This window comes from Gemmobacter lutimaris, from assembly GCF_003570715.1.
Lineage (GTDB): Bacteria > Pseudomonadota > Alphaproteobacteria > Rhodobacterales > Rhodobacteraceae > Gemmobacter > Gemmobacter lutimaris.
Window position 1 is genome coordinate 1 of the sequence record NZ_QXXQ01000018.1, and the last position, 25,292, is coordinate 25,292.

Sequence of the window (25,292 nt, forward strand, 5' to 3'; positions counted from 1 at the left end):
CGCGCCATCGGTGACTGGATCAGCTTCTACAACAACCGACGCCCGCATCAGGCGCTGGATATGAAAACCCCCGCTGAGGCATTCGCATTAGCGGCTTAACCTGTGCAGATTCCGCTGGGTCGATACATGGCGTCGCTGAGCGCCGCGATCTTGAACGGGAACCTGGATAGGCCTCAGGAACATCCAACCTCCTTCGAGGACTGGCTGGAAGACAGGCTGTCAGACGGTCCGGGGTCAGACTGGCTATCGGGCCATCCGCTGCACGCCGCATCGGTCTTTTGTCGGCTTCTGGGGATCGCCCTCCTGCGGTTGGACGGTCTCAGGCTGGACCATATCGCCGAGGAGTCGCGACACGCCTTGTATGCTCAGGGGTTTGAAGTCGCCCAGGGGGGCGAGGAGGCTGTCCGGCGCGCACTCGTTCGCCTTCAAAACCTGGTCGAAACCCCACAGGACGGCCCGAAAAAGATCTTCCCGGCCCTCTATGACCGCCTGTCGCATGATTACGCGGATAACCCGGACTACGCCGCATTCCGGCGCATCCTTCGGGATCACATGGCGTCCAGCTGGCCCCTCGGGCCAGGTGACGAACTGCTGGGGGAACCGGTTCACGAGCGACGCCTGCACTCTGTGACGACAGCGGCCCAAGAAACCGGCGTCGATCCCCGGCGGCTGCGGAAGCTTCTGGTCGCCGCAGGTATTCTGGCCGCGGACTGCGCACTACCGGACTCCTGGGCGGTATTCGACGCCGCGGATGCCGAACCCGTGCTGCGCGACCTGACTGTCCTGGTTCCGGCCAAGGAGTTCCGGGACATCATCGGCGCGTCCCGGTCCCAATTCGACTTACTGGTTGCAGACGGGGTTCTCGTCCCGGCGCTTGAAACGTCGGAGACGAAATCCGTATGGGATCCCCGGACCGGGACCGATTTCCTGACTGGGCTGTTGCGGGGTGCTGTTCAGCTCCGTCAGCCCCAGCACAGCTGGGAACACATCTCGAAATCCGCGCAGCGGCTCAAGATCGGCCCAGGCGTCATCATTAAAGCGATCAAGGACGGCCGGCTGCACCGGATCGGAAACCTTGAGGGCCGGACCGGTTATGCAGCCGTCTTCATCGATCACGACGAAGTCGCTCGGCTGTTCGGAAGTGAAGCCCCCCCGGGGCTTAGCATCGAGACCTTCGCGAAGTCTGTAGGTTCCGGTCCGCCGATCGGACTGCGGCGACTGATCCTGGACGGGCACACGCCGGCGACCCGGGCGATCAACCCCCGGACGAAATCCGAACAGTTCTACATCACGCCTGCTGACGCGGAAGCGTTTCACGCGAAGTTTTTCACGCCCCGCACGATGGCGAACGCCTATCGCAGGAGCTGGCAGAGCCTGCGGGTAGATCTAGACCGACTGGGACTGAAGCCGTTTATCCAAGACAGCCGAGATTACAGCCGTGTTTTTGTTCGGGCGGAAATAGATAATCATTTTAGAGAACTTCAAAAATGAAGTAACAGCTATAATCCTGCCGGCCAGGACCAGCTATAGTAGCGATCGAAGATATCGCTCAGATCTGAGGTTGCCCGATGGTTTCTGACGTGACCGGAGTATGAGTATATTTTCTTCACAGGCTCAGATTTAAGAGCGTTAGGAATGTAAGGATTCTTGATTTTCCCGGGACGGTCTACAGCTTGGTAATCTGTATTTATTGTTTTCAGCCAAGACAACGAAACAACTTTTGATCCGGTCGATTGTATATACCAGCGAGCCGCTTCAAAAGAGTTTCCGGCCGTACAGAAATCATCGACGACCAGAACAGTCTTGCCAGTAGTCAACGGGGATTTTACATAGGGCTCGCCAGCCTTCGTCTTTCGAGGAAACTCATTTAGATGTATTGTGTCCACCTGATTTTTGACCCCCACTGTCAGCCCAGATGTTCTCGCAGTCTGCGATTTCTGAGCATCAGTGTGGCGAACAATCAGGTTCGGAATGAATTTCGCGCGCACACAGTCAGCGAAAATTTCAAGGGCGTCGTTCACCACAGGATCTTTAGACGATTTAGAGTGACCTGGGTAAGAGGTTATAAAATTTATCTCCTCAGATATTCCAGCCTTATAGACACTTGAGGCGAGTAACCTCCCCCAAAACTCGGGATCACCAGAACCTGACTTCGATGTGTCTTTTGCGTGCTGAGAGTATCCCTTGGCTTCCGCGAATCTCTGGGAGAGTGTTGAAAACGGAGCGATCGAGTAAACTCGTAGATCGTCGTTCTCTAGCGCCCAGAACCAGTCATCGAGTTTCAAGTAAAAACAGTCAATGAAGCGTGCGATATCTATTGGGCTACGGAACTGAAAACCGTATGGACTAGACTGACCGTACCACAGGGCGTTCAGAAAAAGGAGTTCACCGTTTCTTGCGGTCTTCATATCTATCTCAGAGTTTCCGATGTAGATCGCTTCATGCTTAGCCCAGCCTTTTTCTCGCAAGACGAACTGCATCGCCCCCGCGAACGGCTTGTTCGGCATTTTACTCTCACTCGCGATAAACCAGGAGAATTTACCGATATACTGATCAAAAAAACTCTGAAAAGACAGCTTTGAGCCGTCTTCGAGTGTGAGAAACCAGGGCCTGTTTCCAACAAAAACCGGCTCAACTCCAACTGAGACTAGCCACCTAATAAGTTTTGATAGCTCCTCGAGAAGGCTTTTATCCAAAACTCCTTCCGTGACGATCACATCACTTAAAGAAAAAATTACACCTTTTAGACTCGGCATGGATGACCTATTCAAAAAGTAACAGCTGGTTTTGTTGACTGGCTATAGGCGCACGCAACCCGTCAACGACAAATCGAAAGAACAGTTCTTGATCTCTAGGAATCGAGAAGATCCGGGCTCGAGTACATGAAGCGGGGAAGCCCACTCGATCTGTAGACCAATCTGGTAGTCGCAGACCTGCGATCGGCCTTCCAAGCTTTCCAGCGTACGAAACGGTATGCGCTGTTCCGCTCTTGTGTGACCATTCGATAGGTATGAGCACCTTGGAGAGTGCGGCTTGCAGCCGGTTTCTTCGAACAAAGTTCTCACCACTGTAGCTATCGTTGATCAAATATTCAGTGATAACTGCACCACCAGTATCAACGATTTCGTCTGCTAGCCGCGACGATCCCTTAGGGTATTCTGTTCTGATGCCGGTGCCAAGAACCGCGATAGTTTTCACACCCATGCGGATCGAGTATTGATGAACAAGCTGGTCCATTCCGGCAGCGAGTCCACTCACGGTAGGAACGTTCCAGTCCTTTAGGTTCATTCCGACGTATCTGCTCAGCCATTCCCCGTCGTCACTTGGTTTTCGTGTTCCGACCGCAGCGATAGATTGTTCAGATAACACCTCGACACTTCCACGTACAAAGAGCCACTGTGGTGGATCTTCTAGGTCGTAAAGTCTTACTGGAAAACTCGGGTCACCACTCATGATGAGTTGTACGCCGTCGAGTAATAACTCTTCTTTTACCCTAAACGCTCTATCTAACGCCCGAGCGGCAGTTGAGCTCCAATCGTTTGAAGTCTCGCCCACCTTAGCCCCGCGTTTTCTGAGCGTGTCCGCGACCTCGTCACCGTCGTCACTGTTAATTATTTCGTGGAGGAGAAAACCTTCCTGTTTAAGGCGGAATAACGTCCAGTAACCCACACCTTTCAAGCTGGACAGCGCAAGAAAGGCGATCTGTTCGACGTCAGAATTCTTGGTAGCTTGTACCGTCATGTTACCGCGTGGAAATTTTCTGGCAAACGCAAGCGCCATAACTTGATCCTAGCCGCCAACTGTCGGTTGGACAACAGCTGAGGGATCGCGTGTGGAAAGGGTACGCATCCTGAGGCGAACGCAACCATTTTCCCAGTGTTCTCCGCAGGGTACCGGCCAGATTGAAGAGCGCTCTTAGCGATAAGTCTCCATCCGGTCCTGCGTTCATATTTTCATATCCCAGATTTCGCTTGACAGGCCTTGCGCAGGCTTATGGTTTCGCCTGCGCACGGTTATGGTTTTTCTCGGTCCGGCAAAGCCGTCTGTCAGCCACACTTGCTCTGGCCACAGCTGCCGCAGGTCATGCAGCCTTCGACCATACGCAGATCGTAGCTGCCGCAGCTTTCGCAGGCCTTGCCCGGACGGGCGCCGATGGCGACGACTTCGGCCTTGGGGTCGGATTTCAGGCCCATCCCCTCGCCCTCGATGAAGCCGATGGAGATCAGGTGCCGCTCAATCACGCCGCCGATCGCTGCGAGGATCGAGGGAATGTAGCGCCCTTCCATCCAGGCGCCGCCGCGCGGGTCGAATACGGCTTTCAACTCCTCGACCACGAAGGACACATCGCCACCGCGCCGGAACACCGCCGAAATCATCCGGGTCAGCGCCACGGTCCAGGCGAAATGCTCCATGTTCTTGGAATTGATGAAAACCTCGAACGGGCGGCGATGGTTCGCAATGACGATGTCATTGATGGTGATGTAAAGCGCGTGTTCGCTGCCCGGCCATTTCACCTTGTAGGTCTGCCCCTCCAGCGCGGCCGGGCGATCCAGCGGCTCGGACAGATAGACCACCTCGCCGCCCTCGACCGGGGCATGTGCCTCGGCCGGGGTCTTTTCGCTGCTTTCCGAAACGGTCAGAACCGAGCCGGTCACCGCATTCGGGCGATAGGTGGTGCAGCCCTTGCAGCCCTGATCCCAGGCGGCCATGTAGACCTCCTTGAAATCGTCAAAGCTGATGTCCTCGGGGCAGTTGATGGTTTTCGAGATCGACGAGTCGATCCATTTCTGCGCAGCGGCCTGCATGCGCACATGATCCAGCGGCGGCAGGGTCTGCGCATTGACAAAATAATCCGGCAGGGCCGCATCGCCCTTCAGATCGCGCCACAGCTTCACCGCGTAATCGACCACCTCTTCCTCGGTGCGCGAGCCGTCTTTCTGCAAGACCTTGCGCTTGTAGGCATAGGCAAAGACCGGCTCAATCCCCGACGAGACATTGCCCGCATAAAGCGAGATGGTGCCGGTGGGCGCGATGGAGGTCAGCAGGGCGTTGCGAATGCCATGCGTGCGGATCGCGTCGCGCACATCCTCATCCATCTGCATCATGTTGCCGGAGGCGAGGTAACCCTCGGCATCGAACAGCGGGAAAGGCCCCTTCTCTTTCGCCAGATCGACCGAGGCGAGGTAGGAAGCGCGGGCGATCGCCTTCATCCAGGCTTCGGTCTGCGCGGCGGCCTCGGTGCTGCCATAGCGCAGGCCCAGCATCAGCAGCGCATCCGCGAGGCCGGTCACGCCCAGCCCGATGCGGCGCTTGTTGCGCGCCTCAAGCGCCTGCTGTTCCAGCGGGAAGCGGCTGGCATCCACCACATTGTCCATCATCCGCACCGACAGGCGGACCAGTTCGTCCAGCGCGACCGGATCAAGCTTTGCTTTCGGCGTGAAAGGGTCCGTCACCAGCGTCGCAAGATTGACCGACCCCAGCAGGCAGGCACCATAAGGCGGCAGCGGCTGTTCCCCGCAGGGGTTGGTGGCGGCGATGGTTTCCACATAACCCAGATTGTTCATCTTGTTGATGCGGTCGATGAAGATCACACCGGGTTCGGCGAAATCATACGTATTGCGCATGATCTTGTTCCACAGATCGCGCGCCTGAACCGTGTGATAGACCTTGCCGTCGAATTGCAGCTCCCACGGGCCATCAGCCTTCACGGCATCCATGAAGGCATCGGTGACCAGAACCGACAGGTTGAACATGCGCAGGCGGGCCGGGTCTTTCTTGGCCTCGATGAAGGCTTCCACATCCGGGTGGTCGCAGCGCATGGTGGCCATCATCGCGCCCCGGCGCGAACCGGCAGACATGATGGTGCGGCACATCGCATCCCAGACATCCATGAAGCTCAGCGGGCCGGAGGCATCGGCGGCGACGCCCTTCACCTCGGCCCCGCGCGGGCGGATGGTCGAGAAATCATAGCCGATCCCGCCGCCCTGCTGCATGGTCAGCGCAGCTTCCTTCAGCGCGTCGAAAATGCCCGACATGCTGTCCGGCACGGTGCCCATGACAAAGCAGTTGAACAGCGTCACGCTGCGCCCGGTGCCCGCACCGGCGGTAATCCGCCCGGCGGGCAGGTATTTGAAGCCTTCCAGTGCGGAATAGAACCGCTCTTCCCACAGCGCCGGGTCTTTTTCCACCTCGGCCAGCGACCGCGCGATGCGGCGCCAGGTATCCTCGACCGAAGCATCCACCGGCGTGCCATCCGCCTGTTTCAGCCGGTATTTCATGTCCCAGATCTGCTCGGCAATGGGCGCTGCGAATCGAGACATAGGATTTTCCTTCATGTGGTGGTCTGCGGGGGGAGGCCCTACAGGATACGCTTGTCAGACGGAAGCGTCAAAGGGCTTGCCGTGACGGGATCATCGTCCTAACTGCGGATCAGCAACGGGGGGCAAGGTGGCCGATTTCGTCAATCTTCTGAAACTCTGCGTGGGTGCCGATTCCGTCGAGGATCTGGAGGACTGGCAGCAATCGCAGGTCCATCGCTGGCCGGAAGGCCGGGCGGTGCATGTCACCCGCATGTGGCCCAAGCGCGAGGCCGAGGTTCTGGCGGGCGGCTCGCTTTATTGGGTCATCAAGGGCGAGGTGCTGGCCCGACAGCGCATTCTGGGACTGAAGCGGGTAGAGGGTGGCGACGGCATCGCGCGCTGCGCACTGCTGCTGGACCCGCAGGTCATCCGCACCGAGGCCGCGCCCCGCCGCCCGTTTCAGGGCTGGCGCTATCTGACCGCCGAAGACAGCCCGCGCGACCTGCCGAAAAGCCGCGCGCAGGATGACGCCCTGCCCGAAGACCTCGCGCGTGCCTTGGCCGAGATCGGGTTGCGCTAGGACATTTCCGACACCCCATGTCGCGGCAGCCGCTTGCGCAAACCGGGGTGGCACAGGATGGTGCGGCCATGCAAAGCACCCGTCCCCTCTGGCTGATCCTCGCCCCCGTCATCTTCCTGATTCTGTGGTCGGCGGGCTTCGCCGTGGCCAAGATCGCCGTCGCCCATGCCGCACCGCTGACCATCCTTGCGCTGCGCTATTCGCTGGTCTTGGCGCTGCTGTTTCCCGTGGCACTGGTGATGCGCCCGCCGCTGCCGAAAAGCTGGCGCGCGGCGGGGGATGTGGCGCTGGTCGGGTTCCTCATTCAGGTGGTCTATTTCGGCCTGTGCTATGTGGCCTTCAAGCTGGGCGTCTCCGCCGGCGGGGTGGCGATCATCGTCTGCCTGCAACCGATCCTCGTGGCGCTGGCCGCACCGTGGACAGTGGGCGAGCGGCTGGGCCGCAAGGCATGGATCGGCCTTGCGCTGGGGCTGGCGGGATCGGTCATGGTGATCCTTGGCCGTTCGGCAGTGGCTGCGGAAAACACGCTCGGTCTGGTGCTGACCTTCGTGGCCCTGCTGGGCATCACCGGCGGCACACTTTACGAAAAACGCTTCGGGGTCAGCCACCATCCGGTGACATCGAACCTGATCCAATATGCCGTCGGCGCAGCCTGCACCCTGCCCGTGGCACTGGCGACCGAAAGCATGGCGATCAACTGGGATGCCGAATTCCTTGGGGCCATGGCCTATCTGGTGATCGGCAATTCGCTGCTGGCCATGACGCTTTTGCTGGCGATGATCCGGGCGGGCGAGGTCGCGCGGGTCTCGGCGCTGTTCTACCTTGTCCCCGCGCTGTCGGCCCTGTTCGCATGGCCGCTGCTGGGCGAGGCCATGCCGCCGCTTTCATGGGCCGGCATGGCGCTGGCCGCCTTCGGCGTCGCGCTGGTCAGCCGGAAAGCGCGGGCGCGCTGAGCCCGAGCTTCGCCACCAGCGCCTCCAGCACCGCGCGTTCGGCGCCCCAGTCGGCGCGATGCGACAGGAACAGCGTCGCCTGACTGCGGTGGATCACCGCATCGGTCAGAATCTTCAGATGGTTGGCGCGCAGCGTCTCGCCGGTCGAGGTGATGTCAGCAATCGCCTCGGCGGTCAGGTTCTTCACCGTGCCCTCGGTCGCGCCTTGACTATCGACAAGCTGATAATCCGCCACACCATTCGCCGTCAGGAAATCCCGCACCAGACGGTGATACTTGGTAGCGATCCGCAGCCGGAAGCCGTGTTTCGCGCGAAACGCGCTGGCGGCTGCATCCAGATCGTCCAGCGTATCCACGTCGATCCAGCAGGCCGGAACCGCGATGATCAGATCGGCATGGCCAAAGCCCAGCGGCGCCAGTTCGGCCACCTGCTTGTTCCAGTCCGCCAGTTTGTCGCGCACGAGATCCGATCCCGTCACCCCCAGATGGATGCGCCCGGCCGCCAGTTCGCGCGGGATTTCCCCGGCGGACAGCAGCACCAGTTCCACCCCGTCGATGCCCTCGACCGCGCCGGCATATTCGCGCTCCGATCCGGTGCGGGCCATGGTCACGCCACGCGCGCCGAACCAGTCGAAGGTCTTTTCCATCAGCCGCCCCTTGGACGGCACCCCGATCTTGAGGCTCATGGCTCAGGCCCCTTTCCGTTCGGCCACCAGCGCGGGCCGGATGATGCCGCCGACGGCGGGGATGGAGCGGCCCTGACCCAAAATCGCGGTCAGCGCGTCATAGCGCCCGCCCGAGGCCAGCGGCGGCGTCTCCGCCCCCGCATCGCCCGCATGGAAGGTAAAAACGAAGCCGTCGTAATATTCCAGCGTGGTGCGGCCGTGGCTGGCCTCGAACGGCAGGCTGGCGGTGTCGATACCATGGGCGCGCAGCGCAGTCAGCCGCGCCTCGAACCGGTCCACCGCCGGGGCGATGGCGGGCATCAGGGGCTGGATACCGCGCAGATGCGCCAGCGCCGAATCCGCAGGGGCGGCAAGACCCAGCAGATCATACAGCAGCGCGGCCTCCGGCGCGGCAATCGGCGGTGCCTCGGCATCCTCGATCAGCGCGCGGGCACGGTCAGCGATTTCATCGGCACCGCGCAATCCGGTCAACGGCCCGGCGGCCTGCATCAGCGCCTCGGCACTGTCGGTTTTCAGGTGACCCAGCAGCCGCGCCCGCGCCTCGGACACCGGCGCGCGGCCTGCAAACCGATCCAGCAGCGCGCGGAACCGCCGGGGCCGCCAGACATGGCGGCGCAGCGCGGCCTTGCGGCGCGGCGTGGTGGTCAACCCCTCGATGGCCGCCAGCAGGATACCGATGTCGCCGGTCAGCGCCTTGGGCGCCAGCGGCGCCAGCAGGCGCGCGAACAGGGCAAAGACCTCGGCATCGGCTTTCGGCGCGTCACGGTCGAAGACCTCGAACCCGACTTGCAGATATTCACTGGCGCGCGGGCCAAGATGATCCTGCTTGCGGAACACCTCGCCCATATAGCAATAGCGCGCCGGTTCCGCCCCGTCCGACATATGCGCCTGCACCACCGGCACGGTGAAATCGGGGCGCAGCACCATTTCGCCGCGCAGCGGGTCTTGCGTGACATAGGCGCGGGCGCGGATGTCCTCGCCATACAGGTCCAGCAGGGTGCCAGCGGGTTGCAGCACATCCGCCTCCACAGGCGCGGCGCCGGTGGCACGGAAGGCCGCGAAAAGCGCCTCGGCCTCGGCGCGTGCGGCGGGGCTGATGGTCATTGGTCCAGCATCCGGCGTACGGCGCTGACCAGATCGCCGCGCGCGACCTCGACCTGCGCGGGCCGGTCCTTCCACTCCTCCAGCGAGGCGCTTTGCGCGATCTTCGCGCCGAGGATCAGGTCTTTCAGCACCACGGTGCCCTTGGCCGCCTCGTCGCCCCCCTGGATCACCGCCACCGGGCTTTCGCGTTTATCGGCGTATTTCAACTGGTTGCCAAAGTTCTTGGGGTTGCCCAGATACATCTCGGCCCGGATGCCCGCGCGGCGCAGTTCGCCAACCATGGCCATGTAATCGGCCATGCGGTCGCGGTCCATCACCGTCACGACAACCGGCCCCTGCGCCGCCTGCCCCATCCGACCCTTGGCGCGCAGCGCGGCCAGCAGCCGGTCCACCCCGATGGAAACCCCGGTCGCCGGCACCGCCTGCCCGGTGAAGCGCTTGACCAGATCGTCATAGCGCCCGCCGCCCGAGACCGAACCGAACTGCCGCTTGCGGCCCTTTTCGTCGAGGATCTCAAAGGTCAGTTCGGCCTCGAAAACCGGGCCGGTGTAATAGCCAAGCCCCCGCACCACGCCGGGGTCGATGACGATACGGTCAGCGCCATAGCCCTGCGCATCCAGCAACTCGGCCATGGTTTCCAGCTCGGTCACGCCATCGAGGCCGATGGCCGAAGCGCCGACCAGATCGCGCAGGCGTGCGGCGGTGGCAGCGCCGGTGTCGCGCTTGGCAGCCATGAAGGCCATCACGACCTCGGCCTGTTCATCCGACAGCCCCGCGCCCTTGGTGAAATCACCGGACTCGTCCTTACGCCCGGCGCCCAGCAAGGCGCGCACACCGGCCTCGCCCAGACGGTCGATCTTGTCGATGGCGCGCAGCACGATGCCGCGTTCGGCCTCGAAGCGGGTCGGGTCGCTCGGGTCCAAGACGCCCGCGACCTCCATCACGCCGTTCAGAACCTTGCGGTTATTGACCCGCACGATGTAGTCGCCGCGCGGAATGCCGACCACTTCCAAAGCGTCCGACAGCATGGCGCAGATTTCCGCATCCGCCGCGACGGTGGGGCTGCCCACCGTATCGGCATCGCATTGATAGAACTGACGAAACCGCCCCGGCCCCGGCTTTTCGTTGCGCCAGACCGGACCCATGGCATAGCGGCGGTACGGCGAAGGCAAATCATTGCGGAACTGCGCCGCGACGCGGGCCAGTGGCGCCGTCAAGTCATAGCGCAGGGCAAGCCATTGGTCGTCCTCATCCTGCCAGCCGAACACGCCTTCATTCGGGCGGTCCACATCGGGCAGGAACTTGCCCAAGGCCTCGACCGTTTCGACCGCGCTGGTTTCCAGCGGATCAAAACCATAGGCATGGTAAACCCCGGCGATCTGGTCCAGCATCGCCTTGCGTTCGGTGACTTCGGCACCGAAATAGTCGCGGAAGCCCTTGGGAGGTTCAGCCTTCGGGCGACGGGCGGGTTTGTCCTTCGACATGGGGATAGCCTCGCTTGCAATCGCGTTTGCCTTAGCGGATGGGGGACAGCGCGACAAGTGCGGGAAGGGAAAGGCCGGGACATGGACAAGATCACCACACTGGAAGAACAGATCGCCCATCTGGCGCGCATGGTCGAGGATCTGTCGGATGTCGTGGCCCGGCAGGCCCGCGAAATGGACACCATGGCCCGCCGCATCGGCCTGTTGATGGAGCGCGAGGCCGAACGCGAGGCCGAGGGCGGCAGCATCCCGCTGGCCGACCAGAAACCGCCGCACTGGTAAAGAATCGGCCCCCTCGGGCCGCCTCGGCGGAAAGGTGCGCAATCGCACCCGAAACGCGGGAAACTTCATTCTGCGCCTGCAAATTGCACAGCTTCGGCAAAGCTTCGCAGGCCGCCGCGCAACAGGCGGGCAAATTCGCGCTGATCGCCGGGCCAAGCCACCGGCACACCTTGCAAATCCCGCGCGGGCACAGATATAGCACGCCGAATGTGGCACGGTCCTGAGTGCCCGGAATCGCTTGGAATTCTTGCTATGATGCCTGGCTCTTCGGCCGTGCTGAACCTCTCGCGCCGCGCCCTGATTCTTTCTGCCGCCTCGGGTGCCATCATGGCAGCTGCCGGGCGTGGCTTTGCACAGGAGGCTCCGGCCCCTGCGATTGATGCCGCGCCGCAGCAATTCAGCTTTGACATGCTGACCCGGCAGATGCAGGATCGCGCCGCCCTGCCCTATGCCGCACCGGAAAAGATCGGCGGTTTCTTTGCCGGTCTGAAGTATGACGACTATCGGCTGGTCAGCTTCGATCCCGCCAAGGCGCGCTGGAGCGATGACAAGGACAGCCAGTTCCAGCTTCACGCTTTCCCGATGGGCTGGCTGTTCGCCGAGCCCGTGCGCCTTTACGAGGTGCGCGACGGTCAGGCGGCCGAGATGGTCTTTACCACCGACGATTTCCGCTTCCTGAACGAACTGGCCGCCAAGGTGCCGCCGGGCGAGGTGATGCCGGGCGTCGCGGGCTTCCGCCTGCATTACCCGCTGAACCGGCTGGACGTGATGGACGAGGTGGTCGCCTTCCTTGGCGCCAGCTATTTCCGCGCGCTGGGTCAGGGCTCTGCCTATGGCCTGTCGGCGCGGGGCCTCGCGCTGAACACCGCCACCGACACGGCCGAGGAGTTCCCGCGCTTTTCCGCCTTCTGGATCGACCGCCCGGCGCCGGGCGCGCGCAGCGTCACCGTCTGCGCCGCGCTGGAATCGCCCAGCGTGACCGGCGCCTACCGTTTCGTCATCACCCCCGGCGAGGAAACGGTGATGGACGTGACCGCGCGGCTGTTCTTCCGCGCCGATGTGGTGCAATTGGGCGTTGCGCCGCTGACCTCGATGTATCTGTTTTCAGAACGCAACCGCCATGCGTTCGACGACTATCGCCCGCAGGTGCATGACAGCGACGGGCTGCGCATCACCCGGGCCGATGGCGATGTGCTGTGGCGTCCGCTCAGCAATCCGCCACGTCTGGCAGGCTCGCATTTCGGTGAAACCAGCCCGCATGCCTTCGGTCTGCATCAGCGCGACCGCGAGTTCGAACATTATCAGGACGCCGAAGCCCGCTATGAGCGCCGCCCCTCGCTGGAGGTGGAGCCGCTGGGCGACTGGGGCAAGGGCAGCGTCCGGTTGGTCGAAATTCCGTCGGATCTTGAGGTCAACGACAATATCGTGGCCTTCTGGGTGCCCGAAGGCTCGGTCAAGGCCGGTGACACGCGCGAGTTCACCTATCGCCTGCGCTGGGGCAATCTGCCGGTCGAGGATCGGACCGATCTGGCGCATGTGCTGGAAACCCGCTCGGGTGCAGGTGGCGTCTCCGGTGTGGAAAGCGCCGAGAATACCCGCAAGTTCGTGGTGGATTTCACCGGCGATCCGCTGAACCCGCTGCCCGCCGACGCGCCGGTCGAACCCGTCGTCTCGGTCCATGGCGGCGAGATCCTGTCGCAAAGTTTCCAGCGTGTCTGGGGCTCCGACATCTGGCGGCTGGCGATGGATGTGAAGGCAGAAGAGGGGGCGACCGTGGAACTGGTTGCCCATGTCGCGGGTTTCGGAAGGAAGCTTTCGGAAACCTGGCTCTATCAATGGATCAATGCGTGATGCAGAACACCGTCCCCCTCTCCTCTGCCGAGGTCGAGCGTCTGGTGCAGGCCATCGGCACACCTGTTTCGGCGCCCATGGTCATGCCCAAGCAGGTTCTCGAAGCGCCGCATGGCGGTCTTCTGCGGGGTTTGATGCTGCGTCTGCACCTGCTCGCGTCGCCGCGTCAGGGGCTGTAACCCATGCCCGGCCCTGCGGGGCATGTCGGCGCCAGCCTGCCGCGCGCCGTTGCTGTTACGCTCAGCCTCGTCGCCGGGGCCGGGGCCTTCATGCTGTTCCTGCAATTCGGCATGTCGGACGGGCTGGATGCCATCGACATCGCGCGGTCGGTTCTTATCTTCATCTCGACCTGGTGGCTGGCATGGGGTGCGGTGCAGGGCCTGATGGGCCTGACCACACAGGCCGAGCCCCCCGCCCTGCCCGAAGGCCCGCTGACCGCAAAAGTGGCCGTTCTGGTGCCGGTCTATAACGAAGACCCGGTCACCACCTTCTCGCGCGTGGCGGCGATGGATGAAAGCCTTCAGGCGACCGGCCTTGGCCATCTGTTCCACATCGCCATCCTGTCGGATAGCCGGAACGAAGCAATTGCCGCACGCGAACGCCTCTGGTTCCTGCGGCTGGTCGGGGACCGGGCGGCCGAAGGGCGCATTTTCTATCGCCGCCGCACCGACAACCGCGGCAAGAAGGCCGGGAATGTCGAGGATTTCATCCAGAAATCCGGCGGCGCCTATGATTTCGCACTGATCCTTGATGCCGACAGCCTGATGGAAGGCGCCACCATCGTGGAAATGGCCCGCCGCATGCAGGCCACGCCCGACCTCGGCCTGTTGCAGACCCTGCCGGTCGTCACCCGCGCCGGAACCCGCTTCGGCCGCGCCATGCAGTTTTCCGCCGCCTTCCACTCGCCCGTTTTTGCGCGCGGTCTGGCAATGATGCAAGGCCGCACCGGGCCTTTCTGGGGCCACAACGCCATGGTCCGCGTCCACGCCTTCGCCGAAAGCTGCGGTCTGCCGGAACTGCGCGGCAAACCGCCATTCGGCGGCCATGTCATGAGCCATGATTATGTCGAGGCCGCCCTTCTGGCCCGTGCCGGCTGGCGGGTGCGGCTGGATGACGACCTTGCCGGTTCCTACGAGGAAGGCCCGGAAAACATCGTCGATCACGCGAAACGTGACCGGCGCTGGTGTCAGGGCAACCTGCAACATAGCCGCCTGCTGCTGGCGCCCGGCCTGAAACCCTGGAGCCGCTTCGTGTTCTTTCAGGGCATCATGGCCTATATCTCGCCCCTGTTCTGGATCGGCTTCATGGTTGCCTCGGTTCTGGCACCACATTTCGCGCCGCCGCCCGATTACTTCCCCGAGCCCTACTGGCCCTTCCCGATTTTCCCTCAGGCCGAAACCTCAAAGGCCATTGGTCTGGCCATCGGGGTATTTGGCCTGCTGATTCTGCCGAAATTCGCCATCGCCCTGCATGCGTCCATGAGCGGCCGCGCCCGCAGCTTCGGCGGCGCCGCACGGGTCTTTGCCTCGGTCTTTGCCGAACTGCTGTTTTCCTCGCTCACCGCGCCGGTGCTGCTGGCCTGGCAGACGCGCAGCGTGTTTCAGGTGTTTCTGGGCCGCGATGGCGGCTGGCCCACCAACAACCGCGGCGCCGCGACGCTGAGCCTCGGCGACGCCTGGGCGGCAAGCCACTGGATCGTGATGACCGGCGCCGTGGCGCTGGCCGGCACCTGGGCCATGGCGCCCGGTCTGGTGGTCTGGATGCTGCCGGTGATCTTGCCCATGCTGGTCGCGCCGCTGCTGCTGTCATGGTCGTCGCGCCCCTCGCGCAGCGGGTTGTTCGTCACGCCCACCGATCTGGCAGAGCCCCCGGTGATGCGGCGCCAACGTGAAATCCTTGCAATATGGGAGGGGGAGGCCGCCCTTCCGGGCGCCCCTCTTGTCGGAACCGAACCTTCCCATGCCAGCGCCTGACATCCGCGCCCCGCGCGATCCCCGGCTCGACGTGTTCCGCGGCCTGTGCCTGATGATGATTTTCATCAATCACACGCCCGGCACGGTTTACGAGAACCTCACCACCCGGAATTTCGGCTTCTCCGATGCGGCAGAGGCATTCGTTCTAATGTCGGGCATCGCTGCCGGTCTGGCGTATGGCAAGTATTTCGACCGCTCTGCCCCGTTCTGGGAAGGCGTCGGCCATATCTGGCGCCGGGTCTGGACGCTCTATCAGGTGCATATCGTGACCACGGTGATTGCGCTTGGCATCTCGGCTGCGACAATGTTGTGGTTCGACGCGCCCGAGGCGATGCGCCTGCATGCGATTCGCTTCCAGTGGCAGAAGCCGCTGGAGTTTCTGATCGGTATCCCGCTGCTGACCCACCAGATCGGCTACGCCAATATCCTGCCGCTGTATGCCGTGCTGCTGGCCTTCGCGCCACTGACACTCTGGGCGGGCCTGCGCTGGCCGCGCGTTACCATGGCGCTGTCGGTCGCGCTATGGCTGGCTGCTGCCATGATCTATTTCAACATGCCGAATTATCCCATGGATGGCGGCTGGTTCTTCAACCCGTTCAGCTGGCAGGTGATTTTCACCGTCGGCTTGCTGAGCGGGATGGCCATTCGCCGGGGGGACAGCTTCGTTCCGAAACGGCGCTGGCTGATCTGGCTGGCGATGGCATGGGTCGGCTTCGCGCTGGTTGCCTCGTTGGTCAAGCCGGTGTCGGATGCCTTCGGCCATACGCTTTACCTCGCGGCCGAGTATCTGCACGTCCACTGGATCTTCATTTCCTTTGACAAGACCTTCCTCGCCTTCCCGCGGCTGAGCCATGCGCTTGCGCTGGCCTATCTGCTTGCCTCGTGGCCGCTGGTGCGGCGGTTGGCAGCGCATCCGGCGGCCGCGCCCTTCGCGCTGCTGGGGCGCAACGGGCTGGCGGTGTTCGGGCTGGGCGTCGTGCTGTGCTATGCCGCCAACGGGGTGAAGCTGGTGGCGCCGCAAAGCCTTGCACTGGATACCATGCTGATCGGCGGGGGAATCGGCCTGATGCTGCTGCTCGCCTGGTCAAAAGAGGCATGGCGCCGTGCGGAAAAGCGCGCCCGGCTGGTCTGAACCACCTGAATCGTGACTTGCGCGCCGCAGAAACGGGCAAACCCGTCTCTGCGGTATCGCTTTTATTTGCTGGCAGGCACGGCAGAGTTGACGCAAGGCTGATCTTGCCCCATGTGATGAATGAACATTCACTCGCCCCAATCGGCCGTTTCCCGCCGCCGGAGACCCTTTGATGACCAGCACCCGCATGGCCCTAGCCACCGCCGCACGCCCACGCGAAGCCGAAATTCTTGACAGTATCCGCCAGACCTTTGCCGAGAAGGGCTTTGACGGCGCCTCGATGCAAGATCTGGCGCGGGCCGCCGGCATGAGTGTGGGCAACTTCTACCGCTACTTCCCGTCCAAGGCTGCAATGGTCGAAGCCATCGTGACCCGCGATCTGGCCGAGGTGGAGGAAAAGTTCACCGGCATCGCCGCCGCGGCCGACCCGCTGGCTGCGCTGCGCTGCGGGCTGCACCAGCATATCGAGGAAGAATGCTCTGGCTGCGACGACGGCCCGCTCTGGGCTGAAATCACCGCCGCTGCGCTGCGCAAGCCGGAAATTGGCGCGGTGGTGCAGAAGATGGAAAGCGAAATTCGCGGCTACCTTCTGTCGGCCTTCGCCATGATTGCCGGAATGCCGCGCGACGAGGCCGAGCGCCGGTTTGCCGCGCATTCCGCCATGGTGGTGATGCTGGTGAAGGCGGCTGCAATTCAGGCGCAGGCCGGGGGGCAGGTCAGCGCCGGACGAATTGAACTGAACGGACTTGTGAAACGTATGATCGACGCGGTTCTGGCCGAAGTGGCTGCCGCGCAGTCGAAGGATTGATGAAGATGCGTCATGTCGCTGTCAGCCTGTTGATGGCCGCAACCCTCGCCACGCCCGCGGCGCTGCGGGCCGAGGAGCCCGCCGCCGCGACCGAAGCTGCAAAGCCCGCCCTGCCCGCGATCACCGTTTCCGCCGTCGCCCGCCGCGATCTGCGCGACCGGGTGATTGCCGGAGGTCTGGTCGGCGCGGTGGAAGAGGTGATCGTGCAACCGCTGATCGAGGGACAGCCCATCGAGACGCTGGAGGCCGAGGTTGGTGACTACGTCGAAGCCGGTCAGGTGCTGGCCACACTGTCGCTGACCGCGCTGGAATTGCAGCGCAGCCAATTGAAGGCCGGGCTTGCCTCGGCCCGCGCGACTGTGGCGCAGGCCGAGGCACAGGTGCTGGAGGCGCAATCCTCGGCGGATGAGGCGGGCCGCGTTGCCGCCCGCACCGCCGCGCTGAAGGATCGCGGTCAGGCCAGCACTGCCGCGAACGATCAGGCACAGGCCGCCGCCGTTTCGGCAACCGCCCGCGTGACCGTGGCACGGCAATCGCTGGAAGCGGCGCGCGCGCAGGTCGAACTGGCCGAAGCGCAGCTTGCCAATATCGACCTGAACCTGACGCGGACCAAGGTGGTGGCGCCGGTCGCCGGCGAGGTGCTGGCCCGCAATGCGCAGGTCGGTGCGGTCGCCAGTGCCGCCGGGCAGCCGATGTTCGTGCTGATGAAGGATGGTGCGCTGGAACTGCGCGCCGACATCGCTGAAGCCGATCTGGTGCGCCTGCAACCGGGGATGAGCGCCGAAATCCGCACTGTCGGCGCCACAGGCGCACTGCGCGGCACCGTCCGGCTGGTAGAACCCGGCGTGAATACGGCCACCCGCCTCGGCACCGCCCGCATCACGCTGGACAATGCGCGCACCGTGCGATCAGGCATGTATGCCGATGCTGCGATCCTGCTGGCGGAACACACGGCCCTCGCCGTCCCGGTCAGCGCCGTCGGCTCCGGCCCCGAAGGGGCGACGGTCATGGTGGTGAAGGACGGCACTGTCACCCGCACCCCGGTGGAAACCGGCATCCGCGACAATGGCTGGGTCGAGATCGTCTCGGGCCTGACCGAGGGTGATCAGGTGGTGACCAAGGCCGCCGCCTTCGTGCGCGATGGCGACCGCGTCAATCCGATCACCGCCGTCACGCAGTAAGGAGGGCAGCGATGAACTTCTCCGCCTGGGCGATCCGAAATCCGGTCGCACCGCTTCTGGCCTTCTTCATGCTCATGGTTCTGGGCTGGCAAAGCTTCAACAGCCTGCCCATCACCCGCTTCCCCAATATCGACGTGCCGCTGGTCGCAGTGGTGGTGGCCCAGCCCGGTGCCGCCCCCGCCGAGATGGAAACGCAGGTCACCAAAGAGGTGGAGGATGCCGTCTCGGGCATCTCGGGGGTGAAGAACGTCACCTCCACCATCACCGACGGCAATTCGCAAACGCTGGTCGAGTTCCGTATGGAAGTGCCGACCGACAAGGCGGTGCAGGATGTGAAGGACGCCATCGACAAGATCCGCGGCGATCTGCCCGGCGATGTCGAGGCGCCCATCGTCAGCCGCATCGACGTCGAAGGCCAGGCCATCATGACCTTCGCCGTTTCCGCACCGAACATGACGATGGAGGAGCTGTCGTGGTTCGTCGATGACACCATCACCCGCTCGCTTCAGGGTCGTCCCGGCGTCGGCAAGGTTGATCGCTATGGCGGCGCAGACCGCGAGATCAGGATTGAACTCGATCCCGTGCGGCTGGGAAGCTACGGCATCACCGCGCAGCAGGTGAGCCAGCAACTGCGGCTGACCAATGCCAATCTGGGCGGCGGCCGGTCAGAACTCGGCACCAGCGAACAGGCGATCCGCACGCTGGGCAATGCCGATACCGTAGCACGACTGTCCAATACCACCATCGCCGTCGGCGGCGGGCGGCATGTGCGGCTGTCGGACCTTGGCACGATCAATGACACTTACGAGGAGCTGCGGTCGTTTTCCAAGTTCAACGGCGATCAGGTGGTGACCTTCGCGGTGTTCCGCGCCAAGGGCGCCTCCGAGGTTTCGGTGGCCGAGGTGGTGAACAGCACGCTGGACGAGGTGCGGGCGAAGCACCCGGATGTCGGCATCTCGCTGGTGGATGACACGGTCTATTATACCTACGGCAACTATGAAAGCGCGCTGCATACCCTGATCGAAGGCGCGCTGCTGGCGGTGCTGGTGGTCTTTGCCTTCCTGCGCAACTGGCGTGCCACGCTGATCGCCGCGGTGGCGCTGCCGCTGTCGGCGGTGCCCACCTTCTATGTGATGGACCTGCTGGGTTTCTCGCTGAACCTTGTGAGCTTCCTTGCCATCACGCTGGCCACCGGCATTCTGGTCGATGACGCCATCGTGGAGATCGAGAATATCGCGCGGCACATGAGGATGGGCAAATCGCCCTATCGCGCCTCGATCGACGCGGCGGATGAAATCGGCCTCGCCGTCATCGCCACCACCTTCACCATCATCGCGGTTTTCGTGCCGGTCAGCTTCATGCCCGGCATTCCGGGGCAGTATTTCCGGCAATTCGGCCTGACGGTGGCAATTTCGGTTCTGTTCTCACTGCTGGTCGCGCGGCTGATCACGCCGATGATGACCGCCTATCTGATGCGGTCCAAGGACGCTGCGGGCCATGATGATGCCCATGGTGACGGCTGGTTCATGCGGCAATATCTGCGGCTGGTGCGGCTTTCCACCAGTGGCGGGCTGTTCCCCATGCGGTCAGGTCACCACCTTGTGCCTGCCCGCTATATCACGCTGGCGACCGGCATTCTTGTTCTGGTCATATCTGTCCACTTCATGCTGAAAGTCCCCGGCAGCTTCATGCCGCCCGAGGATGTCAGCCGTGTTGCCATCAGTGTCGAACTGCCGCCCGGCTCGACGCTGGAGGATACCGAGACGAAAACCGACGAGATGGTGGCCCGCATCCGCGATATCGAAGGTGTGGCGAATGTCTTTGTCCTTGGCGGGTCGTCACCGACCGGTGATCTGGACATTCGCCGCGCCTCGGTCACCGTGCTTCTGGAAAAGCTGGATCACTCGCTGATTTACAAGCTGTCGCAGATCGGGAACAGCATTCCTGGCCTTTCCGCCATCGTGCCGGATGTGGAAAGCCACGGCCGCACTGTGCCCCAGAACGAGATCGAGGCTGAAATCTTCAACCGGCTGCATGACGTGCCCGATATCCGCGCCTTCAAGCTGAACGACCGGGGCGAGCGGGATCTGTCCTTCTCGATCCTGTCGGACAATGAGGAAGATCTGAACCTGGCCGTCGCCCGGCTGGAGGCGGCGCTGTCGGCCGATCCACTGCTGGCCAACGTCGCCTCGGAAGGTGCCCTGCCCCGGCCCGAATTGCAGATTGAACCGAAGGTCGAAGAGGCCGCGCGTCTGGGCGTGACGACCTCGGCCATCGCGGGGGTGGTGCGGGTGGCGACCATCGGGGATGTGGATGCGGCGCTGGCGAAGCTTTCCATCGACAACCGGCTGATCCCGGTGCGGGTGCGGCTGGATGATGCCAGCCGGGGCGATCTGGCACAGCTTGCGGCACTGGGCGTGCCCACCGCTTCGGGCGCGACGGTGCCGCTGGGCGCGGTGGCCGACATCCGCATCGCTGAAGGCCCGTCCATGGTGGACCGCCTGAACCGTGAACGCCGCGCCACCATCGGCGCCAACCTGCCCGTCGGCGTGGCGCTTGGCACCGCATCTGAACGGTTCAAGGAAATCACCGAAAGCGTCGATCTGCCGCCGAGCGTGCGCGTGGCGGAATCGGGCGATGCCGAGATTCAGGCTGAACTGATGCAAAGCTTCGGCAATGCCATGATCATGGGCCTGATGCTGGTGCTGACCGTGCTGATCCTGCTGTTCGGCTCGGTCATCCAGCCCTTCACCATCCTGCTTTCGCTGCCGCTTGCCATCGGCGGCGTGGCGGCGGCGCTGATCCTGACCGGCAATGCGCTGTCGATGCCGGTGATGATCGGGATGCTGATGCTGATGGGGATCGTGACCAAGAACGCCATCCTGCTGGTGGATTTCGCCATCGAGATGCGCAATCGCGGCATGGATCGGTTCCAGTCGGTGATCGAGGCCGGACACAAGCGGGCGCAGCCCATCGTGATGACCTCCATCGCCATGTCGGCGGGCATGATGCCCTCGGCGCTGGGGGTGGGCGAAGGCGGCGCCTTCCGCGCGCCCATGGCCATCGCGGTGATTGGCGGCATCATCATGTCCACAGTGCTGAGCCTCGTGGTCGTGCCGGCCTTCTTCCTGATCATGGACGACCTGTCGCGCCTGCTGGCCCGGCTGGCGCGTCTGCTGATCGGCCAGAAGGAACACGAACCCGAAGTGCTGAGCGCGGAGGCCGTGACGAAGGAACTGACCGACCTCGAATCCCGCGTCGCGCAGCTTGAAGCCAAACGCGCCCCGCCGGACAGCAAGCCCAAGCTGATCGTGGCTGAATGACCCCGGAAACGCCGCCCCCAGGGGCGGCGTTTTGCTGTCACCCTCCCTTGCATCCCCCGCCCCGCCGTCGCAGGATCGCCGCAAAGGGGAGGAATGCAATGGGCAATCTGACAGCCGCGCTGGCCGCGATCGACGCGGCAAATGCCGCCGATCCGACGCGGGAAGCGGGTCGCCCCGCAGCGCAGCTTTACGGCGAAAGGATGAGCGCGGAACTGGACCGCCAGCATCCCGGCGCCTCCGACATCCTGCAAATCGCGGCGCGCGGGCAGCATGTGGAACGCTGGCTGCTGCCGCGCGCCGAATACCCCGAAGGCAAGACCGGTTATCTGCACTGGCGCCGCGAACAGGGTCGCCGTCACGCCGCACGCGTGGCCGGGATCATGGCGGATGCGGGCTATGACACGGCCGCGCAGGACCGCGTGGGCGTTCTGCTGCGCAAGGAAGGCATCAAGCGCGACACCGAAGTTCAGGCGCTGGAGGATGTGATCTGTTTCGTCTTTCTGCGCCACTATTTCGCGCCCTTCGCCGCGAAACACGCGCCAGAGGCCGTGCGCGACATCGTGGCCAAGACCGCACGCAAGATGTCAGGCCCCGCACGGGCGCGGGCGCTGGAGGAATTTCAATTGCCGCCAGACCTGGCGGAGGCCGTGAGGGAGTCAGAGGCATGAGCATCGACCAGGGCAAGGCGCTGATCGCGCGGGCGGGCGAGGGCAAAAGTTATACCGTCGGGGTCGAAACCCTGACGTTGGCCGACTGGCCGGAAGGCGTGCCGATCCGCGTCGCGCATTCGGCACTGAACTACAAGGATGCGCTGGCCATCACCGGCCGCGCCCCGATCATCCGCAATTTCCCCATGGTGCTGGGCATCGACCTTGCAGGTGAGGTGCTGGAAGACAGCGGGCGCTTCAAGGCCGGGGAAAAGGTGCTGGTCAACGGCTGGGGCCTGTCTGAGACCCGCTGGGGCGCTTATTCGCAACTGGTGCGGATGCCGGACGAGATCGTGCAGCCCCTGCCCGCCGGGTTCAGCACCGAACAGGCGATGCAGATCGGCACCGCTGGCTATACTGCCATGCTCTGTGTCATGGCGCTGGATGATCACGGGCTGCAACCGGGCCGCGACGCGGTGCTGGTCACCGGCGCCTCGGGCGGGGTCGGCTCGGTCGCGGTCAGCCTGCTGGCGCGGCGCGGCTATCACGTCATCGCGGTTTCGGGGCGGCCGGAACAGGCGGGTTTCCTGCAAGAGCTTGGCGCCGCCGAGGTATTGACCCGCGACGCGATTTCCGCCGGCGGTCGCCCGATGGCGAAAGAGCGTTGGGCAGGCGTGGTGGATGTTGCAGGCGGGCCGATGCTGGCCGATGCCATCGCACAGACGTGCTATGACGGCATCGTCGCGGCCTGTGGCATGGCGGGCGGCGGGTCGCTGGCGACCACGGTTTACCCGTTCATCCTGCGTGGCGTCACGCTGCGCGGCGTCGATTCCGTCATGGTGCCGATGGCGCGGCGCGAGGCCGCCTGGGCGCGGCTTGAGGCAGAGCTTGACCGTAGCCTGCTGGCGCGGCTTTCCTCGACCCGGCAGTTCGACGAATTGCCGACGCTGGGCGCCGACCTTCTGGACGGCCGCCTGCACGGCCGCATCGCCATCGCGCTGTAACGGCGGGCGGGCCGCTCAGGCCCGCCACCACGGCCCCGGCAAGCCGGGCCTCAGGCCCGCTTGCCCACCACGGCAATGCCAAGTGTTTCCAGCACTTTCGCCTCGATCTGCGGGGCATTCATGCCGGCGACGGCATACATCGCCTCGGGGCTGGCCTGGTCGATGAAGGTATCAGGCAGCACCATGGAGCGGTATTTCAGCCCCCGGTCAAACACGCCCTCCTCGGCCAGCACTTGTGCCACATGGCTGCCGAAACCGCCGATGGCGCCCTCCTCCACCGTGATCAGCGCCTCGTGATGCGCCGCGAGTTGCAGGATCAACGCGCGGTCCAGCGGCTTGGCAAACCGCGCATCGGCCACGGTGCAGGCGATGCCCCGCGCCGCCAGCGCCTCAGCCGCGCGCATCACTTCCGCCAGACGGGTGCCGAAGGACAGCAGCGCCACGCGCCCGCCCTCGCGGATCAGCCGCCCCTTGCCGATCTGCAAGGGCTGGCCCCGCTCGGGCATTTCCAGCCCGACACCCTCGCCGCGCGGATAGCGGAAGGCGCTGGGGCCTTCGTCGTAGGCCGCTGCCGTGGCGACCATATGCACAAGCTCCGCCTCGTCCGCCGCTGCCATCACCACCATTCCCGGCAGGTTGGCAAGGAAAGCCACGTCGAACGACCCGGCATGCGTGGCGCCATCGGCCCCCACCAGCCCGGCGCGGTCGATGGCAAAGCGCACGGGAAGGCGCTGGATCGCAACGTCATGCACGACCTGATCATACCCGCGTTGCAGGAAGGTCGAATAGATCGCGCAGAACGGTTTCAACCCGCCCGCCGCCAGACCGGCGGCAAAGGTTACCGCATGCTGTTCGGCAATCCCCACGTCGAAACAGCGCTTCGGAAAGCGTTCGGCGAACAGGTTCAGCCCGGTGCCATCCGGCATCGCCGCCGTCACCGCGACAATCTTGTCGTCCCGCGCCGCCTCGTCCACCAGCGCCTGCGCGAAAACCTTGGTGTAGCTGGGCGCATTGGACTTGGCCTTGACCTGCACCCCGGTCAGCACATCGAATTTCGCCGTGGCATGGCCCTTGTCCGCCGCCGCCTCGGCCGGGGCATAGCCCTTGCCCTTCCTGGTGATCACATGAATCAGCATCGGCCCGGTCGCCCGCGCCTTCACCGTGCGCAGCAGCGGCAGAAGCTGATCCAGATCGTGCCCGTCCACCGGCCCGACATAGCTGAACCCCAGTTCCTCGAACAACGTCCCGCCGACCGTCATGCCCTTGAGCATCTCCTTCGCCCGTCGCGCGCCTTCCTGAAACGGCTCGGGCAGCAGGCTGACCATGCCCTTGGCGGCCTGCTTCAGTTCCTGAAACGGGGCCTCGGCATAAAGCCGCGACAGATAGGACGACAGCGCCCCCACCGGCGGGGCGATGGACATTTCGTTGTCATTCAGAATGACGAACAGCCGCTTTTTCAGATGGCCCGCGTTGTTCATCGCCTCGAAGGCCATGCCCGCGCTCATCGAGCCGTCGCCGATCACCGCGATGGCATCGCCCGGATCGCCCCCAAGATCGGCCGCCGCCTTGAAACCCAGCGCCGCGCTGATGGAGGTAGAGCTATGCGCCGCCCCGAATGGATCATAGGGGCTTTCGCTGCGCTTGGTGAAGCCCGACAGGCCGCCTTCGGTGCGCAGGGTGCGGATGCGGTCGCGCCGCCCGGTCAGGATCTTGTGCGGATAACACTGATGCCCCACGTCCCAGATCAGCTTGTCGCGCGGTGTGTCAAACACGGCATGCAGCGCCACGGTCAGTTCCACCACCCCCAGCCCCGCGCCCAGATGGCCGCCGGTTACGGAAACCGCGCTGATCGTCTCGGCCCGCAGCTCGTCGGCAAGCTGGCGCAATTCGCGGTCGCTCAGCGCCTTCATGTCGGCGGGCAGGCGCACGCGGTCCAGAACGGGGGTCTTCGGTCGGTCGGTCATGGCAGCCCTTTGGCTCAGGCGT

21 protein-coding genes are annotated in these 25,292 nt (G+C 63.8%); 14 read left to right on the forward strand and 7 right to left on the reverse strand.

Annotation, left to right across the window (positions count from 1 at the left end; translation table 11 throughout):
* The first annotated feature begins 6 nt into the window (after positions 1–6).
* On the forward strand, positions 7–99 hold the full coding sequence (locus D2N39_RS23705; protein WP_407645600.1) for an integrase core domain-containing protein: 93 nt from the start codon (positions 7–9) through the stop codon (positions 97–99).
* Between the two features lie 27 nt (positions 100–126).
* Positions 127–1,491, forward strand: a complete 1,365-nt coding sequence (locus tag D2N39_RS19780; protein ID WP_119136513.1) for a hypothetical protein — start codon at positions 127–129, stop codon at positions 1,489–1,491.
* A gap of 8 nt (positions 1,492–1,499) precedes the next feature.
* On the opposite strand, the gene D2N39_RS22735 is transcribed toward D2N39_RS19780, so the two are convergent.
* The 3 genes from D2N39_RS22735 to D2N39_RS19790 form a co-directional block, all read right to left on the reverse strand.
* Positions 1,500–2,756: an HAD family hydrolase gene (locus D2N39_RS22735; protein WP_147373522.1), complete on the reverse strand. Its 1,257-nt coding sequence runs from the start codon at positions 2,754–2,756 to the stop codon at positions 1,500–1,502.
* A 7-nt stretch (positions 2,757–2,763) separates the two neighbouring features.
* Complete coding sequence (locus tag D2N39_RS19785; RefSeq protein WP_119136514.1) at positions 2,764–3,780, reverse strand: DNA-processing protein DprA; 1,017 nt, start codon at positions 3,778–3,780, stop codon at positions 2,764–2,766.
* A gap of 266 nt (positions 3,781–4,046) precedes the next feature.
* Positions 4,047–6,320, reverse strand: a complete 2,274-nt coding sequence (locus D2N39_RS19790; RefSeq protein WP_119136515.1) for an adenosylcobalamin-dependent ribonucleoside-diphosphate reductase — start codon at positions 6,318–6,320, stop codon at positions 4,047–4,049.
* Between the two features lie 127 nt (positions 6,321–6,447).
* Between D2N39_RS19790 and D2N39_RS19795 the strand changes: the two genes are divergently transcribed.
* Together D2N39_RS19795 and D2N39_RS19800 are read left to right on the forward strand one after the other, a co-directional pair.
* A complete protein-coding gene (locus tag D2N39_RS19795; RefSeq protein ID WP_119136516.1) occupies positions 6,448–6,879 on the forward strand; it encodes a DUF1489 family protein in 432 nt (143 codons plus the stop codon).
* A 17-nt stretch (positions 6,880–6,896) separates the two neighbouring features.
* On the forward strand, positions 6,897–7,832 hold the full coding sequence (locus D2N39_RS19800) for a DMT family transporter (protein ID WP_233557316.1): 936 nt from the start codon (positions 6,897–6,899) through the stop codon (positions 7,830–7,832).
* Here the strand turns inward: D2N39_RS19800 and hisG are convergent.
* Genes hisG through hisS form a run of 3 tightly spaced genes read right to left on the reverse strand, consistent with a single transcriptional unit; the run spans position 7,807 to position 11,105 of the window.
* On the reverse strand, positions 7,807–8,517 hold the full coding sequence (hisG, locus tag D2N39_RS19805) for an ATP phosphoribosyltransferase (RefSeq protein ID WP_119136517.1): 711 nt from the start codon (positions 8,515–8,517) through the stop codon (positions 7,807–7,809). The two genes, D2N39_RS19800 and hisG, sit on opposite strands and share 26 nt — an antisense overlap.
* Positions 8,518–8,520: 3 nt before the next feature.
* Complete coding sequence (locus D2N39_RS19810) at positions 8,521–9,621, reverse strand: ATP phosphoribosyltransferase regulatory subunit (RefSeq protein ID WP_119136518.1); 1,101 nt, start codon at positions 9,619–9,621, stop codon at positions 8,521–8,523.
* Entirely contained in the window at positions 9,618–11,105 is a 1,488-nt protein-coding gene (gene hisS / locus D2N39_RS19815) for a histidine--tRNA ligase (RefSeq protein WP_119136519.1), read from the reverse strand. Before hisS ends, D2N39_RS19810 begins: the two co-directional genes overlap by 4 nt.
* Before the next feature lie 81 nt (positions 11,106–11,186).
* Here hisS and D2N39_RS19820 point away from each other — a divergent pair, with 81 nt between their 5' ends.
* From D2N39_RS19820 to D2N39_RS19865, 10 genes are all read left to right on the forward strand, one after another.
* Positions 11,187–11,387, forward strand: a complete 201-nt coding sequence (locus tag D2N39_RS19820) for a SlyX family protein (protein WP_119136520.1) — start codon at positions 11,187–11,189, stop codon at positions 11,385–11,387.
* Positions 11,388–11,642: 255 nt separating this feature from the next.
* Entirely contained in the window at positions 11,643–13,238 is a 1,596-nt protein-coding gene (locus D2N39_RS19825; RefSeq protein ID WP_119136560.1) for a glucan biosynthesis protein, read from the forward strand.
* Positions 13,238–13,417, forward strand: a complete 180-nt coding sequence (locus D2N39_RS19830) for a hypothetical protein (protein WP_147373523.1) — start codon at positions 13,238–13,240, stop codon at positions 13,415–13,417. Before D2N39_RS19825 ends, D2N39_RS19830 begins: the two co-directional genes overlap by 1 nt.
* A 3-nt stretch (positions 13,418–13,420) precedes the next feature.
* A complete protein-coding gene (gene mdoH / locus D2N39_RS19835) occupies positions 13,421–15,211 on the forward strand; it encodes a glucans biosynthesis glucosyltransferase MdoH (RefSeq protein WP_119136522.1) in 1,791 nt (596 codons plus the stop codon).
* A complete protein-coding gene (locus D2N39_RS19840) occupies positions 15,198–16,343 on the forward strand; it encodes an OpgC family protein (RefSeq protein WP_119136523.1) in 1,146 nt (381 codons plus the stop codon). The genes mdoH and D2N39_RS19840 overlap by 14 nt, the downstream gene beginning before the upstream one ends.
* Before the next feature lie 172 nt (positions 16,344–16,515).
* On the forward strand, positions 16,516–17,151 hold the full coding sequence (locus tag D2N39_RS19845; protein ID WP_233557318.1) for a TetR/AcrR family transcriptional regulator: 636 nt from the start codon (positions 16,516–16,518) through the stop codon (positions 17,149–17,151).
* A 5-nt stretch (positions 17,152–17,156) separates the two neighbouring features.
* On the forward strand, positions 17,157–18,332 hold the full coding sequence (locus D2N39_RS19850; RefSeq protein ID WP_233557319.1) for an efflux RND transporter periplasmic adaptor subunit: 1,176 nt from the start codon (positions 17,157–17,159) through the stop codon (positions 18,330–18,332).
* 11 nt (positions 18,333–18,343) lie between these two features.
* Complete coding sequence (locus D2N39_RS19855; RefSeq protein WP_119136524.1) at positions 18,344–21,655, forward strand: efflux RND transporter permease subunit; 3,312 nt, start codon at positions 18,344–18,346, stop codon at positions 21,653–21,655.
* 98 nt (positions 21,656–21,753) lie between these two features.
* Positions 21,754–22,323 (forward strand): DUF4202 domain-containing protein, encoded by a 570-nt coding sequence (locus D2N39_RS19860; protein WP_119136525.1) that lies wholly within the window; start codon positions 21,754–21,756, stop codon positions 22,321–22,323.
* Entirely contained in the window at positions 22,320–23,306 is a 987-nt protein-coding gene (locus tag D2N39_RS19865; RefSeq protein WP_119136526.1) for an MDR family oxidoreductase, read from the forward strand. The genes D2N39_RS19860 and D2N39_RS19865 overlap by 4 nt, the downstream gene beginning before the upstream one ends.
* 50 nt (positions 23,307–23,356) lie before the next feature.
* Here the strand turns inward: D2N39_RS19865 and dxs are convergent, their stop codons facing one another.
* Complete coding sequence (dxs, locus tag D2N39_RS19870; protein WP_119136527.1) at positions 23,357–25,270, reverse strand: 1-deoxy-D-xylulose-5-phosphate synthase; 1,914 nt, start codon at positions 25,268–25,270, stop codon at positions 23,357–23,359.
* Positions 25,271–25,292 lie beyond the last annotated feature (22 nt).